This is a genomic window from Lactiplantibacillus sp. C232 (assembly GCF_023806725.1).
Lineage (GTDB): Bacteria > Bacillota > Bacilli > Lactobacillales > Lactobacillaceae > Lactiplantibacillus > Lactiplantibacillus plantarum.
Genome location: NZ_JAMSKZ010000007.1, coordinates 20,819 through 37,683, shown reverse-complemented (window position 1 = coordinate 37,683; position 16,865 = coordinate 20,819). Strand labels below are relative to the sequence as shown.

The following is a 16,865-nucleotide window of genomic DNA, read 5'->3' as shown; positions in this document are numbered from 1 at the left end:
TGGCAGCTATGACGGCTGCCTTTTTGCTACCGTTTTTGAGGAGGTACGTAAATATGAATCCAGAACAATTTACAGAAAGTTTACAACAAGCCTTACAACAGGCACAACAAATCGCACAAACACGGCGCCATCAAGAAATTGGGGTGCCCCATCTATTTAAATTTTTAACGCAACCAGGCGAACTGGTTCGGCAGATCTTTAGTGAGGCCGGCGCTGATTTAGACCAATTACAAACAGAGCTCGACCGTGAGCTGGATGATATTGCCGTTGTTAGCGGTGGTAACGTTCAGTACGGTGGCAGTATGAGCAGTAGTCTAGCTACGCTGATGCAGGCTGCCGATGCTAAGCGCAAAGCGTTAGGTGATGATTACCTTGCGACCGACACTTTGGCTTTAGCGCTGATGGATCAAACTGGTGATCAGTTGACCAAATACTTGAATCAGCAAGGCATCACGGCAGGACAAGTCAAGAATGCCGTTGATCGTATTCGCGGGGGTCAACGGGTAACGTCACGTAATCAGGAAGATCAGTATCAAGCTTTGGAAAAGTACGGCGTCGACTTGGTTAAGCAGGCGCGCCAGGGGAATCAAGATCCAGTAATTGGCCGGGACGAAGAGATTCTGGATGTTATTCGGATCTTGTCACGAAAGACGAAAAATAATCCTGTCTTGATTGGTGAACCGGGAGTTGGGAAAACTGCCATCGTGGAAGGCCTAGCGCAACGAATTGTTCGTGGTGATGTGCCGGAGAACTTAAAAGATAAGACGTTGTTCTCGCTAGATATGGGGTCCCTGATTGCCGGGGCGAAGTATCGTGGTGAATTTGAAGAACGACTCAAAGCCGTCCTCAAGGAAATCAAGAAGAGCGATGGGCAGATCATCATGTTCATCGATGAAATCCATAATATCGTTGGTGCTGGTAAGACAGAAGGCAGTATGGACGCCGGTAACTTGTTGAAACCAATGTTGGCGCGGGGAGAACTTCATTTGATCGGGGCCACGACGTTAGATGAATATCGTCAGTACATGGAAAAGGACAAGGCGCTCGAGCGGCGGTTCCAAAAAGTATTGGTTGCTGAACCGAGTGTTGAAGATACAATTAGTATTTTACGTGGCTTAAAGGAACGCTTTGAAATCCATCATGGTGTTCGGATTCATGATAACGCCTTAGTGGCCGCTGCCAAGTTATCTGATCGTTATATTACGGATCGTTACTTGCCAGATAAGGCCTTAGATTTAGTAGATGAGGCTTCTGCTGAAATTCGGGTCGAAATGAACTCCAACCCAACGGAATTAGACCAAGTCAACCGACAATTAATGCGTTTAGAGGTCGAGGAAGCCGCCTTAAAGAAGGAAACTGACGATGCCTCCGTTAAACGGCTAGCGGATGTACAAAAAGAACTCGCCAGCGCAAAGGAAAAACAGCGGGCTTTATCCGAACGCTGGGACAGTGAAAAGAAGAGTCTCCAAGCGTTAAGCGACAAAAAGTCGGCGTTAGACAAAGCTAAGCACGACTTGGAAAATGCTGAAAATAATTATGATCTGGAACAAGCAGCTAAGTTGCAGCACGGGACGATTCCAAAGCTGGAACAAGAGTTGAAGGCCATGGAAGCCAATGATCATCATGAAGATTGGTTAGTTGAGGAATCCGTCACGCCAGATCAGATTGCAAACGTGGTTTCCCGGATGACAGGAATCCCAGTAGCCAAACTGGTTGCCGGTGAGCGGGAGAAATTATTACACTTGGCGGACCATTTGCATGAACGAGTGGTTGGTCAGGATGCGGCGGTCGATGCCGTTTCGGATGCCGTATTACGTTCGCGGGCCGGTTTGCAAGATCCTAATCGTCCCCTGGGTTCTTTTATGTTTTTAGGCCCAACTGGGGTTGGTAAGACGGAATTAGCGAAAGCATTGGCTGAGAATTTGTTTGACGCCGATGATCATATGGTTCGGATCGATATGAGTGAATATATGGAGAAAGAGTCCGTTTCGCGATTGGTCGGGGCGGCACCGGGCTACGTTGGTTACGAAGAAGGCGGTCAGTTGACCGAAGCTGTCCGGCGTAATCCGTACTCAATCGTGTTATTCGATGAAATTGAAAAGGCGCATCCAGATGTGTTTAACATCTTGTTACAAGTATTGGATGACGGTCGGTTGACGGATGGTCAAGGACGGACCGTCGACTTCAAAAATACCATCTTGATTATGACGTCGAACTTAGGATCAGAGTTGCTACTGGCGGGGGTTGATGACCAGGGTCACTTGTCGGCCGACACCCATCAACAGGTTATGCAGCTGGTTCAAAGTCGATTCAAACCGGAATTTTTGAACCGAATCGATGACATCATTATGTTCACGCCACTACAATTGGGCGCGATTGAGGAAATTGTGGTGAAATTGATTGATCGGTTGTCTGCCCGTCTCCAAGATCGTGAGATTACACTGAAAATTTCTGACGAAGCGAAGAAGTGGATCGCTAAGCAGGGGTATGAACCGGCATACGGTGCCCGGCCGCTCCGGCGCTTTATCACGAATCACGTCGAAACACCGCTGGCAAAAGAGATCATTGCGGGGCGCGTGGCACCAAAATCGACAGTCGCCATTAATTTGATGGACGATCACTTAGTCTTCGAAAACCAATCGACCCAGCCGGCATAAGCGTAATCACTGATTTGAACGCGTGATAATGCGTTTCAGTAACGATAATTGGGCCAATAAAAACTGGACCGTGAGCACCTTGCGATGCTCACGGGCCAGCTTTTTTTAGGCGGATTATTATTGTGACTTGGTTGAGCCTATGATTCTGGATGGCTTGATCGTGTAGGTGTGAGGCAGCTATCTTTGGTTTATGATGATGGTAGCCGCGCTTAGCTTCGGACGAGGGGGACCTTGCGCCCGTGCGTTTAACCTCATACTGAGAAAAGAGTTGTTACCGCCGACGCTGTCGTGTTAAGCTACTCCAAAATCGAGGAGTAAGCGAACATGGACGACGATCGTAAAAGGTTTGACCAGTATGCAAAAAATGAATTGAAAAATTAATGTACAACGTGGTTCTTTATCAGCGGCCGATTTGGCATTTTGGGCAGCAGCGCAAAGCAGAAATATGCCAAAACGCTGCAAATGCTCAAAGCAAGTGATGGATCGTAAGCGTCATTAATCTGAATGTTAGGGTCGGGTATGTACCAGCATTCTAGTTGGCTGGCGCGTCAAGCACACAACAAAAAAAGACGAGTAACTGCAATCGGGATACTCGTCTTTTTTTGTTGTGCTGAGACTAAGCGAAGCAAAGCCTTTGGTTGTTTTTAATTACTTATTATCTGAACCTTTAGCGGGTTGGGAATGATTAGTAATATAAGTGATGCTGTTGACCACGACTAGCGCGAAAATTGCAGCAACGATGCCGATTTCACCAAAGTTATAGTCCAACTGTTCAAGAGCACCACCGATGTAGCCGATGACCTCACCGAAGAGGACACTCCAAAAGATAATCGTAAGTTGTCTCATCATTTTCCGACACCTCCCAATGAAAATTATTTTAACACACCGACAGGAAAAAGCAATTAGGTAATAACGGGATATTAAGGCTTTAATTAGGTTGATATAATTACGACGAGACGGCGGTGAAACCCTAGTTATCCATCTAAAAATAACCGTGCACGTTATCTGATGACTTAAAACTGCCGCTTAGAACAACTGTTTGGTATAATGAATAGTAACGAATATATCTGAGGACAAGATTGGTCATCAACTGGCATTGAATAGACTGGTAAATTCTTTGTTTACCCATCAATTTGGAGCGGGCTTGACGTAGCTGATCTGATGTTACGTTTTCGATGCGAGTTGAAAGCTGATATTTTATGAAAGGGGGCGGCGATAGTGGCACAATATGTTCCATTGCAAGTATTGAGTACTTTTAGTTTACTTCACAGCACTAGTACAGTTAGTGAGCTAGTCCAAACTGCCAAGCAACAGGGGTATTCCGCGTTGGCTTTAACAGACGTTGATATCATGTACGGTATTGTTGATTTTTATAATGCCTGTCGCCAGGCAGAAATTAACCCGATATTGGGAATAACATTGAACTTATTAGGACGTGAACTAACGGCGCAAACGTTTAGTCTGGTCGTGCTTGCGAAAGATCAAGCTGGCTATCAAAACTTGATGCAGTTGTCGACGATGAAGCAGACGGCGACGGATGCAGGATTGTCGCTAACAGCCGTATTACCTTATTTGAACCATTTAATGGTCTTAACCCCGGCTAAAGACAGTGAACTAGCTGCGCTGTTGTTACAAAACACCGCTGAGCGAGCTGCTGATTGGATTACCACGCTGAGGCATGCGGTCGACTCTGCTAGCCTTTACTTAGGGATTTCTTTGGATCAGGCCCCTGCATTGCGAACAACAATGACGGCCTTTGCGCAACAGCATCAATTGCCGGTAGTTGCGTTAGATCCAGTCGACTATGTCCAAGCAAAGGATTACTTTGCCGTTTCAGTTTTGCGAGCAATCGATCGGGGCCAACAGATCGAACAGCCCGAATCGTTACAAGGTATCGAAGGCAGTCACTACTTACGGCCGGCCAACACCGTAACGGCTGACTATGAGCAACTGGGATTGACGACGGCGGTGGCGGCTACGGCCGAAATTGCGGCACAGTGTCAAGTTGAATTACAATTTCAACAGCCACAGTTGCCGCAATTTCCAACGCCCGCTGGACAACCAGCGAACGTTTATTTACGGCAGTTATGCACGGCTGGTCTAACGGAGCGATTGGCGGCAATAACGCCGTCGGTTGATCAGCAGGCTTACCAGGACCGTTTGGATCACGAACTGACCGTGATCGATCAGATGGGCTTTGATGATTACTTTTTGATCGTGTGGGATGTCATGAATTTTGCGCATGAGGCCCAGATTACAACTGGACCTGGGCGAGGTTCTGCAGCAGGCTCATTAGTTGCTTATGCACTCAATATTACGGATGTCGATCCCTTAAAATATGACTTGCTATTTGAACGTTTCTTGAACGCTAAACGGGCGAATATGCCAGATATTGACTTGGATATTCCAGATAATCGCCGTGAACAGGTCCTTAATTATGTTCATGATAAGTATGGTCATGACCGCGTCGCACAAATCATTACGTTTGGTACCTTGGCAGCAAAGCAAGCACTGCGCGATGTTGGCCGTGTGTTTGGCCTCTCAACTTACGAGATGAGTGACTGGAGTGCCGCAATCCCAAACCAATTGCATATTACACTTGACCAGGCCTACCAGGGCTCACAACGGTTACAAAACCTCGTTGCTGATTCATCTAAAAATAAATTATTATTTGAAACAGCTCGCCGTTTGGAAGGGTTGCCACGACATTACTCAACACACGCGGCCGGGGTGGTATTAAGCCAAAAACCATTAATTCAGATCGTACCGCTACAAGCAGGTAGTGAAACTATGATGATGACCCAGTATACTAAGGACACTGTTGAAGCGGTTGGTTTGTTAAAGATGGATTTCTTAGGATTACGGAATTTGTCTTTGATGGCAAGTGCGCTACATTATGTGCAGCGTCAAACTGGCAAGCCACTGGCTATTACTAAAATCGATTTGAACGATCCAGCGACCCTGAAATTATTTCAGGCGGGCGACACGACCGGAGTCTTCCAATTTGAATCGGCGGGAATTCGAAACGTGTTACGGCGTCTGCACCCGGATAACTTTGAATTGGTCGCCGCGGTCAATGCACTTTACCGGCCGGGGCCCATGGAAAATATCGACCATTTTATTGCCCGCAAACAAGGCCAAGAACCGGTCAGTTATCCGGCGGAACAACTTGCGCCCATCTTAGGACCAACGTACGGTATTCTGGTCTATCAAGAACAAGTCATGCAAGTCGCCGCGGTCATGGGTGGTTTTACACTAGGTGAAGCCGACTTATTGCGGCGGGCGATGAGCAAGAAAAAACGTGCTGTGATTGATAAAATGCGGCAACAATTTATCGCTGGTGCACAACAGAATGGTTATTCCGAAGCAGTTGCGACACAGGTTTATCAATATATTGAACAATTTGCGAACTATGGTTTCAACCGCTCACACGCGATTGCCTACAGTAAGATGGCTTTTGAACTTGCTTACTTGAAAGTCCATTATTCCGGAGCGTTCTTTACCTCATTGATGAATTCTGTGTTGGGCAATGGAACGAAGCTGAAACAGTATCTAGCGGAAGCTCGTCAGCACCAAGTGGCGATTATTCCCCCGGATATTAATCGGAGCGGTCAATACTTTGATTGGAATGGTCAAGCCATTGTGTTTGGACTCAGCTCAATCAAAGGGTTGCGCCGTGACTTTATTGCGAGTGTGTTAGACGAGCGGCAGGCGAACGGACCGTTTAAAAGTCTTCAGCAGTTCATGCAACGGATTGACGCGAAGTGGCTCAAAGCCGATTTGATGGATGCACTGATCTATGCGGGGGCTTTTGACCACTTTGGTTTGAACCGTGCAGAGCTACTGACCAGTGTGCCTGAATTGATGTCAAGTGCCGAGTTAGCCGGTGGCAGTATGAGTTTATTTGAATCATTAGCCCCTAAGATCAAAAAACAGCCGGAGCTTTCGTTAGGTGAGCGATTGGCCAAAGAAGCGGAGTATCTTGGTGTGTACGTTTCAGGGCACCCTGTGGAAACGTATGATTGGCTCGCGCAACAACGACATACACAATTAGTCAGCACGCTCACGAGTGAACAACCGGCACAAATACTGGTCTATATTACTAAGGTCCGAACGATTCGGACCAAACGTGGTCAACCAATGGCATTCGCAACGGGAAGTGATTTGTCCGGCGAAATTGACTTGACGATTTTTCCCAATACCTATCAACGGATTCAGGCGGAATTGAAACCAGAAGCAATCGTGTTAATTACTGGTAAGGTCGAGCAACAGCGGGATTTGCAAGTGATCGTAAACACCTGGCAGTTGGCGGAACAATTACCCAAACCAACCGGCCAACTCTTTTTGCGGTTGCAACCTGAGCAAGCAACGGCGACTGTGCAAAAGGAAATTTTAAGGATCTTAAGTCAATATCGAGGTCCTAATCCAGTTCTAATTTACTCGGTAGCAGCACATCGAACGGTTGAACTAAATTCACAGTATTGGGTCGCAGAAAATCCAGATTTGGTTGGAGCGCTTACAACCTTATTAGGTCGCGATAATGTGGTGATGAAGAACGCTATCCCTTGATACGACGGCGTTTTTTAACGCATTTAATTTTAGAAAATAACAGACAATCCACGTGAAAAGTGTTAGAATCACTTATGGAGTTACGAACTCAATTTATTGCCTGAGGTGAAAAAATGAAACGCATTGGTATTTTAACCAGTGGCGGCGACGCTCCTGGTATGAATGCGGCCGTTCGTGCAGTTGCTGGTAAAGCAATGGCTGAAGGGTTGGAAGCATACGGCATCAATTACGGCTTTGCTGGATTAGTTGCCGGTGACATTCACAAAATAGAAGCAGCCGACTTAGATGGTGTGATTCAACGCGGCGGAACTTTACTATACTCCGCACGTTATCCAGAATTTGCCCATGAAGAAGGTCAATTAAAAGGGATCGAACAATTGAAGCGGTTTGGGATTGATGCTTTAGTTGTTATCGGTGGCGACGGTTCTTACCATGGCGCATTGCGCTTAACGGAACACGGCTACAACACGATTGGTCTTCCAGGGACGATCGATAATGATATTCCTTACACGGACTTCACAATTGGTTTTGACACTGCTGTCAACACCAACGTGCAAGCTCTTGACCGGATTTATGATACGGCTCATAGTCATGACCGGACTTTCGTTGTGGAAGTTATGGGTCGTGGCGCTGGTGACGTAGCCTTATGGTCCGGTGTTTCAATCGGCGCGACTGCTATCGTGGTCCCCGAAGTTGATTGGGACATGGAAGAAATCGCCAACAAGATTAAGCATAACCGGGCCAATGGTCATCGGAGCAACTTGATTGTGTTAGCCGAAGGTGTGATGGGTGCCCAGGAGTTTGTTGAGAAGTTATCCGAATATGGTGACTTTGATGCTCGTGGGAATACCATTGCTCATATGCAACGTGGTGGGAATCCAACTGCTAAAGACCGTGTCATGGCCAGCAAGATGGGTGCCTACGCTGTGGAACTCTTGCTTGCCGGCAAGGGTGGCTTAGCGGTTGGGATTCAAAACAACCAATTAGTCAACCACAACATCTTAGATTTATTTGAATCTAAGCATGACGTTGAAGTGTCATTAGATAAGTTGAATGAAGAAATTTCATTCAAGTAATCATGGCATGTTAGTTCTTATTTTAATTTGATAAAAATGACGTTAATGTCTTTTTATAAAAACTTTCAAGGGAGAGATTTTTCTTATGAAAAAAACCAAGATTGTTTCAACACTTGGTCCTGCCAGCACCGATACTGACACTATTGTTAAATTAATCGAAGCCGGCGCAAATATTTTCCGCTTTAACTTTTCACATGGTGATCATGAAGAACATTTAGATCGCTTAAACAAAGTTCACGAAGCAGAAAAGATTACGGGTAAGACCGTTGGTATCATGCTTGATACTAAGGGTGCTGAAATTCGGACGACCGTTCAAGCTAACGGAAAATCTGAATACAAGATCGGTGACAAGGTTCGTATCACCATGGATGATTCATTAGATACGACCCATGATAAGATTGCCGTTACTTACAAGAACCTCTATGATGATGTTCATGTAGGTGGCCATGTCCTCTTTGATGATGGTTTATTAGATATGAAGATCGACGAAAAGGACGAAGCTAACCGCGAATTGGTTACAACTGTTCAAAACGCCGGCGTTTTAGGCTCACGTAAGGGTGTTAACGCTCCTGGCGTTTCAATCAACTTACCTGGGATCACTGAAAAAGACTCAAGTGATATTCGCTTTGGTTTGGATCATGAAATCAACTACATCGCTGCTTCATTCGTTCGTAAGCCACAAGATGTCTTAGACATTCGTGAATTACTTGAAGAAAAGCACATGGAACACGTTCAAATCTTCCCTAAGATCGAATCACAAGAAGGTATCGACAACGCCGATGAAATTCTTAAGGTTTGTGATGGTTTGATGGTTGCTCGTGGTGACATGGGTGTTGAAATTCCTGCTGAAAATGTGCCATTGGTACAAAAGAGTTTAATCAAGAAGTGTAATGCTTTAGGTATGCCTGTTATCACGGCTACTCAAATGTTAGACTCAATGCAAGAAAACCCACGTCCTACTCGTGCCGAAGCTTCTGACGTTGCCAACGCTGTCTTTGATGGTACTGACGCAACGATGCTTTCTGGTGAAAGTGCTAACGGTCTTTACCCTGTTGAATCTGTTGCCATGATGGCTAAGATTGACGAAAAGGCTGAAAACACTTTGGCTGAAAACGGTACGTTACAATTAAACCGTTTCGACAAGACTAGTGTTACTGAAACAATCGGTATTGCGATTGCTCGGGCAGCTAAGAACTTGAACATTAAGACGATTGTTGCTGCGACTGAATCTGGCTACACTGCTAAGATGATTTCGAAGTACCGTCCAAATGCTGATATCTTAGCAATCACTTTTGACGAACGGACTCAACGTGGCTTAATGGTTAACTGGGGTGTTCAACCAATCGTGGCTGAAAAACCAGAAACCACTGATGACATGTTTGATTTAGCTGCTTCTAAGGCTGTTGAACTTGGCTTTGCCAAGGAAGGCGACTTAATCTTGATTACTGCCGGTGTGCCAGTTGGCGAACGCGGTACGACTAACATCATGAAGATCCAATTAATTGGTTCTAAGTTAGCTGATGGTCAAGGTGTCGGTGATGAAACGGTTATCGGTAAAGCCGTAATCGCAACGTCTGCTCAAGAAGCTATCGACAAGGCCGTTGAAGGTGGCGTCTTAGTTACTAAGACGACTGACAAAGACTACTTACCAGCAATCGAAAAGTCTAGTGCTTTAGTTGTTGAAAACGGTGGTTTAACTTCACACGCTGCTGTTGTTGGTATCTCAATGGGAATTCCTGTTATCGTTGGTGTTAAGGACGCTACTAGTGTTATTGCTGATGGTCAATTGATCACAGTTGATTCACGTCGTGGCCTTGTATACCGCGGTGCTTCAAACGCCCTTTAAGATCAAATCTAATTTGATATTGAAAAGTCGTCGCTTTGCGGCGGCTTTTTATATTACATAAAGTGCTTCACTCCCAGTTAAATTAGTATGAAACATGGTTAAAAGGTGCCAAATCGTCAACGTCAAATGATCCAGCTTAAGCCCGCTGGAAAAAGATCTACTTAGCGGAAATTTGCTTAGCTAGCTGCGTCCTGCACCGACTTCCAGGCATTTCGGCCAATTGCTGGAACGCGGTGGACACAGATTTAAGCCGAAAATCACGTCTTAAATACTGGTCTTCCACTAACCAAGCCAAAAACGCTTGCTAAGTGGAATTTCACCGCTGAGCATTGGCCGAAACGCCTTCCAGTCGGGATGGTATTCGAATGGCTGACATGAGTGGACCCAGCATTGAACGAATTAGATGTTGCTATTTTAAAACAGCGATTTTATCATACAACAGTTAGTTTGATAATATAATTGTGATTGTACGATTATTTCTAATTCCACCGTATTAGTACTGAGGTGTCCAAAACAATTGAGACAGCATTAACGCATGTTCAAAATTCTAAGTAGTAAACCCGTTCAGCGACAAGTTGCACCAAGTTAGGTGGTCGTTCATCAGCCATTCGACTGGCTTACCGACTGGAGGGGTTGGGTGACAATGCTCAGTAGCCAAATTATTCTTGGCTGGAAGTGGGTTGCTTCCGGCCTAGAATAAGACTCGTATTTGAGATTGCACAGTGGGTTGCTGCGTGAGCTCAAATCGACGTCGGCTACGTTCCGGCAATTGTCACCCAGCCCCGTAAGTCGGAATAGGACGAACCTTGCTGACGAGCTGGAATCCAAACGATTTGGCACCTTTTAACCCTGTTCCCGCCTAAATTAAAGAACAGGAATCGGTTATTGATCAGGGGGGGGATAGTGAAATTGGTGAGTAACGACCAACACCCCTCGTAATTCGGGCCATTTTCAGTTACAATTGATAACACGTGAGGTGTCGTATGGAAAGTTGGTTATTTTTATTAGCGATTTTAGTGGTGGCATGGTTAGGAAAAAATCAGTCCTTACAAATTGCGACCGTGGTTGTGTTGCTTATCAAATTGATTCCTAATACGAGTAAATTGCTGACGACGATTGGTCAGAAGGGAATCAATTGGGGTGTGACGGTGATTACCGTCGCAATTTTAATTCCGATTGCGACTGGTCAGATTGGATTTCGGGACCTTTGGCATGCGTTTAAGTCGCCAGTTGGCTGGATTGCGGTTGCATGTGGAGTGTTGGTTTCAGTGCTCTCATTTCACGGTGTCGGGCTTTTGTCAGCGACACCAGAGATTACCGTGGCATTAGTATTCGGGACCATTATGGGTGTTGTTTTGCTCAAGGGAATCGCGGCCGGGCCAATTATTGCGGCTGGTATAACGTATTGCATTATTCAAGTCTTACATTTGAGCTTACAGTAATTTAAAAGAACCATCCGTTGATATTTATAGACGGATATATTAGAGGAGTTATCACATGGATAGTATTATTGGAACAGTGGTTACGGCGAAGGTAACCGATGAAAACGATGAAGCATACTTCGTACAGATTGATGGACAGACGTTGTGGGTCGATAAAACTGAACCAGAGAAGCCATTGCACATTGGCGGGCTTTACGAAGGTTTTGTTTATGAGAATGAAGATCATCATCTGCAGATGACGCGGTTTGTCCCGGAAATTTCGTTTGATCACTTTGTATGGGGAACGGTTGTCCGGACGCGGCATGATCTGGGTGTCTTTGTCGATGTTGGGTTACCGAATAAGGACTTGGTGGTGTCATTAGACGAATTACCGACCATCAGTCGACTATGGCCTAAAAAAGATGATCGTTTATACGTTAAGTTAGCCCGTGACAATAAACAACGGCTATGGGCGACTCTGGCAGAATTGACGGATTTTGAAGCAATTGCCAAGCCATATGATCGGGCCCAAGTTAAGAATACGGATACCATGGCGACCGTTTTTCGTTTGAAGATGGCCGGTACGTCGGTTATTACAGATGACAATCATCTGGGCTTTGTTCATCCGTCAGAACGTGAACAGGAACCACGCATGGGGCAACACGTCAAGGCGCGGGTCATTGGTTTCTTGCGCGATGGTGAATTGAATTTGTCCTTGAAGCCGCGGGGATACGAAGAGATTGGCGATGATGCCCAAATGTTATTAGCAGCATTGCAACATCAAGCTGACCACGCGCTACCATTTTGGGATAAGAGTGATCCCGATGATATTCGGAATTACTTTGGTATCAGCAAATCACAATTTAAGCGCGCTGTGGGTAATCTCTTGAAGCAACGCTTGATCAGTCAACAACCAGGCGAGATCAAGTTACTGGAAAATGCGGATGAGCAAGCCGACGATTGATCAAAAAATGCAGGACCAGCTTGCTGATTACCTGCATTTTTTGCGTGTTGAACGGGGGTTAGTTGAAAATACGATTAAGAGTTATTCTCAGGACCTGACTACGTTTAGCGAATACTTGATGAGTCAGCAAATCACGGACTATCGGGTGGTTGATCGGTACGTCCTATTGAATTATTTACAGTATCTAGATGAGGCTGGTAAATCGCGAAATACAATCATTCACAGTGTTTCTAGTTTACGTAAGTTTTTTCAATATTTAGCACAGATGCACGCTATCGATACTGATCCGATGCTAAAAATCGACACGCCTAAGCGGGCGCAGCATTTACCGCAAGTATTGTCACCACGCGAGGTCGAACGGTTGCTAGCGGTGCCTAAGTTGAATACCCCGTTAGGATTACGAGACCGAACTCTGTTAGAAGTGATGTATGCGACCGGTCTGCGAGTCAGCGAGACAATTAATTTAACGATGGATGATCTGCACTTAGACTTGGGATTGATTCAAACAATCGGTAAGGGTGATAAAGAGCGGATCATTCCTATCGGTGATGTTGCCATTGATTTTATTACCCGTTATTTAAAAACGGCTCGGCCCAAACTCGTCTCTGCCAAACGCCGGAATAGCTATTTGTTTATTAATAATCACGGTGGTAAATTAAGTCGGCAAGGGGTTTGGAAAAATCTGAAGGCAGAAGTCAAGGCGGCTGGCATCGAAAAAAACGTGACGCCGCATACGTTGCGCCACTCGTTTGCGACTCACATCTTAGAAAATGGTGCGGACTTGCGTGTCGTTCAGGAGCTTTTAGGGCATGCCGATATTTCGACGACTCAAATTTATACGCATATTTCGAAAAAACGCCTAGCTGAGGTTTATAATAAATATCATCCGCGGGCATAGATGCGGTGCGGAATCAAGCAGTCAAGGGAGGCAATACCGTGCTCGTTAAATATCGGAAGGATTATGAAAAGGTAGCAATGGGGCTACTGTCATTTATTCCAGATTTTAAGGACCTAATTCATCTACAAACTGAGATGCAGTGGTATCAGTCAACGGAAGACCATCAACTATTACTATGGCGGCAAGGTGACGGCGATTTCTGTGGTATTATCGGCATTGAAGTCGGCAGTGACTTTATTCTACTGCATCACGATTCATTATCACCCGAGGAACGGACGGCGGCCAACCAGTATCAAATGTTGGATGAGTTGGCCGCGTTGTATCCCAAACAACGGGTCATGGGAACTTTAGAAATGGCGCCAATCATTGGCGCGTGGGAGCGTAATCGTGACAAACAACCAACAACAACCAATCACCATTAAGATTTCGGAGTTTGAGGGGCCACTCGACTTGCTGTTGCACCTCATTCGCCAAAACAAGATGGATATTTATGACATTCCAATTGCGGCAATTACGCAGCAATATTTGGATTACTTACACTCTATGCGAGCGCTAAAATTAGATATTGCTGGTGATTATTTGGTTATGGCTGCGACTTTGATGACGATCAAGAGCCGTTTCTTATTGCCACAGCCTGAACCAGATGAGATGGACGAAGATAATGAGGACGATGATCCTCGTGACTCACTTGTAGCTGAACTGTTGGCTTACAAGGTTTATCAGGAAGCCGCTGGTGAATTGCGAGAAAAAGAACAGGCGCGCCATCAACATTTTACGCGTGAAGCGATGTTAGTACCAGCTGATCTGAGTGCGCCCAAGCTGACTGCGGGGATTACATTAGATGATCTGCAAGCGGCTTTTCGGCAATTAGTGGCTAAACGGCGGCGGGTACGGCCACTAACGAAAACGGTTGTGGCTGAAACCATCAACATTGATGAGCGGATGACACAAATTACGACGCAATTGCAACAGCAACCACAAGGACTGGATTTTGCCGACCTATTTACGGTTAGTGCCAGCGATGAAATGTTAGTGACAACCTTTATGGCTGTGTTAGAATTAACCAAGCAGGATCAAGTGGCGCTGCAGCAAGCTGAGCCACTGAGTCCGATTCATTTATATTTACGACAGGATGAACAGCATGACGAACATTGAACAAATTGAAGGACTATTATTTGTGGCTGGCGATGAGGGCATCACGGTCGCCGAAATCGAGCACGCCACGGGGTTTGCTAAGCCGGCGATTACAACGATGCTCACACAACTGGCCACGAAGTATCAAGCCGACCCAGACAGTGCCCTAATGATCTTATCAACGGCGAATACTTACCGGCTAGCAACTAAGGCCGCGGTGGCGCCGGTGTTAAAGCGCTACTTTGAAGCACCACTCACCACGAGTTTGTCGCAAGCATCGTTGGAAGTGTTAGCAATCATTGCGTATCGGCAACCCTTGACGCGGATTGAAATTGATGAGATTCGTGGCGTACACAGTGGGTCGACGATTCAAAAGCTGGTTTTGCGACAACTAGTTACCGAGACGGGGCGTTTAAGTGAGCCAGGACGACCAATTTTATACGGAACGACGGAACTGTTCTTAGATTATTTTGGACTAAAGTCTTTGGATGACTTACCAGCGATTGACTTAGCTGCTTTAAGTGACGCTGAGCATCCGGCACCAGAGACAGACCTCTTTTTAAATGCATTTCAGGATAAATTACAAGCAGAACGTGAGGATGAATAATGGCAGAACGATTACAAAAGGTAATGGCGGAAGCGGGCATCGCTTCGCGGCGTAAATCAGAAGTGTTGATCACGTCTGGTCACGTTAAGGTGAATGGGAAGACGGTCACCACGCTCGGTGTAAAGGTTGAGCCTAGTGACCATGTCGAGGTTGATGGCGTGCCATTGAATGCAGAAAAACTCGTGTATTATTTATTTTATAAGCCGCGGGGGGTCGTTACAACTGTTCATGATGAGAAGGGCCGTAAAACGGTATTAGACTTCTTTGAAGACGTACCGGAACGAATCTATCCGGTGGGACGTTTGGATTACGATACTTCAGGTTTGTTGATCATGACAAATGATGGGGCTCTCGCTAATCGGCTAACTCATCCGAAGTACGAAGTCAAAAAAACTTATTTGGCCAAAGTTGAAGGGGTACCAACCAATGCTGATCTCAAGCAATTGCGCTTGGGTGTTGAAATCGATGGCCGTAAGACAGCTCCAGCGAAGTCGAACTTGTTAGATAGTGATCACAAGAAGAATAATGCGCTGGTCCAACTAACGATTCACGAGGGTCATAACCACCAAGTGAAAAAGATGTTGGCTGCAGTGGGTCACCCAGTGACTAAGTTGAAACGTGAACGTTATGGGGTTCTCGATTTGCAAAGCTTACAACCGGGCGAATACCGTAAATTGAAGCCGATTGAAATTAGTAAGTTAAAAGGTGAACGATAGCGCTTGCATTTTTGAACGAAAGCCGTTAAAATGAATTTGTAAAAATAAATATTGGTTCATCTTCAGGGCAGGGTGTGATTCCCGACCGGCGGTAATAACCCGCGACCTATGCGTGTGCATAGTGATTTGGTGCAATTCCAAAGTCGACAGTAAAGTCTGGTATAAAGAAGATCGAGCTTATTTGCCAAGCGTTGCAAGTAAGTCCGCCCCCAGATGACAGTTAGTGTGATCGGGCGGACTTTTTTAGTTGAACAAATGGTAATGCGGTTCATTGAAGATGACCCATAGGAGGGTGCGTTATGCAACATACAACGTTACACCGACTAGTGGGCATAGCCTTACTCGGTGCCATTGCGTATATTTTAATGTTACTGGAGTTTCCGATTTTACCGGTAGCGCCATGGATGAAGATTGATTTTTCAGATATCCCAATTCTGATTGGGCTCTTTCTCTTTGGTGTCGGGGGCGCGTTTGTCATCACTATCATCAAACTGCTCCTACATTCGGCCATGATGGGCTTTGCCATCTATGACTTAATCGGTTCTTTTGCTAGTTTTTTAGGTACGGCAGTATTGATTTTAGCATTTGCATTAGTACTTCGTTACTATCGGGGCAATCCCAAGTGGCGAATGCCTGTGGCGATTGTGGTCGCCACAATCGGCCTGGTGGTGATTGAATCGTTGGCTAACTTAACGTTTGTTCTGCCATTCTATTTGCAAGTAATGGGTATGAAGCTCAGCATGTCGCTGAATACAGTGGTGTTAGTGGCAGTCATTCCATTTAACTTGATCAAGGGATTGCTAGTGGGCAACGTCTTCTGGCTGGTCTATCAGCGATTAGCTAAGTGGTTAGGCAACCATAATCAGCTTATGAGCCGAATTTAATCTAAGTCGTTAAAATAATGTGGGTGGTCACTAATTGCGTAACTGCAGGGTGACTGCCTTTTTATATTGGTGCCACCGTGATATTCTTAAAGA

At 45.6% G+C, this 16,865-nt stretch carries 13 protein-coding genes and 1 riboswitch; of the genes, 12 read left to right on the top strand and 1 reads right to left on the bottom strand.

Annotated elements, in window-relative coordinates:
• Positions 1–53: 53 nt before the first annotated feature.
• Positions 54–2,657, top strand: coding sequence for an ATP-dependent chaperone ClpB (clpB, locus tag MZO41_RS08165; RefSeq protein ID WP_013355570.1), 2,604 nt, complete (start codon positions 54–56; stop codon positions 2,655–2,657).
• Positions 2,658–3,305: 648 nt separating this feature from the next.
• Here the strand turns inward: clpB and MZO41_RS08160 are convergent.
• Positions 3,306–3,506, bottom strand: coding sequence for a YjzD family protein (locus tag MZO41_RS08160; protein ID WP_013355569.1), 201 nt, complete (start codon positions 3,504–3,506; stop codon positions 3,306–3,308).
• Between the two features lie 369 nt (positions 3,507–3,875).
• Here MZO41_RS08160 and dnaE point away from each other — a divergent pair, with 369 nt between their 5' ends.
• From dnaE to MZO41_RS08105, 11 genes are all read left to right on the top strand, one after another.
• Positions 3,876–7,226 carry a DNA polymerase III subunit alpha gene (gene dnaE / locus MZO41_RS08155; protein WP_058906872.1) on the top strand — a complete coding sequence of 1,117 codons (3,351 nt, stop codon included), beginning with the start codon at positions 3,876–3,878 and terminating at the stop codon, positions 7,224–7,226.
• Positions 7,227–7,339: 113 nt separating this feature from the next.
• A complete protein-coding gene (gene pfkA / locus MZO41_RS08150; RefSeq protein WP_003640604.1) occupies positions 7,340–8,302 on the top strand; it encodes a 6-phosphofructokinase in 963 nt (320 codons plus the stop codon).
• Between the two features lie 85 nt (positions 8,303–8,387).
• The gene (gene pyk, locus MZO41_RS08145) at positions 8,388–10,148 is read left to right on the top strand and encodes a pyruvate kinase (protein WP_003640603.1); all 1,761 of its coding nucleotides are present in this window, start codon (positions 8,388–8,390) and stop codon (positions 10,146–10,148) included.
• Positions 10,149–11,131: 983 nt separating this feature from the next.
• Positions 11,132–11,590: a DUF441 domain-containing protein gene (locus MZO41_RS08140; RefSeq protein ID WP_003640601.1), complete on the top strand. Its 459-nt coding sequence runs from the start codon at positions 11,132–11,134 to the stop codon at positions 11,588–11,590.
• Between the two features lie 55 nt (positions 11,591–11,645).
• Positions 11,646–12,533, top strand: a complete 888-nt coding sequence (locus MZO41_RS08135) for a CvfB family protein (RefSeq protein WP_003640600.1) — start codon at positions 11,646–11,648, stop codon at positions 12,531–12,533.
• Between the two features lie 7 nt (positions 12,534–12,540).
• Positions 12,541–13,431, top strand: a complete 891-nt coding sequence (gene xerD / locus MZO41_RS08130) for a site-specific tyrosine recombinase XerD (RefSeq protein ID WP_003644441.1) — start codon at positions 12,541–12,543, stop codon at positions 13,429–13,431.
• 38 nt (positions 13,432–13,469) lie between these two features.
• Complete coding sequence (locus MZO41_RS08125; protein ID WP_003644440.1) at positions 13,470–13,853, top strand: hypothetical protein; 384 nt, start codon at positions 13,470–13,472, stop codon at positions 13,851–13,853.
• Positions 13,819–14,586 carry a segregation and condensation protein A gene (locus MZO41_RS08120; protein ID WP_022638666.1) on the top strand — a complete coding sequence of 256 codons (768 nt, stop codon included), beginning with the start codon at positions 13,819–13,821 and terminating at the stop codon, positions 14,584–14,586. The genes MZO41_RS08125 and MZO41_RS08120 overlap by 35 nt, the downstream gene beginning before the upstream one ends.
• Positions 14,573–15,172 carry an SMC-Scp complex subunit ScpB gene (gene scpB / locus MZO41_RS08115; RefSeq protein WP_003640596.1) on the top strand — a complete coding sequence of 200 codons (600 nt, stop codon included), beginning with the start codon at positions 14,573–14,575 and terminating at the stop codon, positions 15,170–15,172. The genes MZO41_RS08120 and scpB overlap by 14 nt, the downstream gene beginning before the upstream one ends.
• Entirely contained in the window at positions 15,172–15,888 is a 717-nt protein-coding gene (locus MZO41_RS08110) for a pseudouridine synthase (RefSeq protein ID WP_003640595.1), read from the top strand. Before scpB ends, MZO41_RS08110 begins: the two co-directional genes overlap by 1 nt.
• A 54-nt stretch (positions 15,889–15,942) precedes the next feature.
• Positions 15,943–16,064: riboswitch (FMN riboswitch) on the top strand.
• A gap of 123 nt (positions 16,065–16,187) precedes the next feature.
• Complete coding sequence (locus MZO41_RS08105; protein WP_003644438.1) at positions 16,188–16,772, top strand: ECF transporter S component; 585 nt, start codon at positions 16,188–16,190, stop codon at positions 16,770–16,772.
• Positions 16,773–16,865 lie beyond the last annotated feature (93 nt).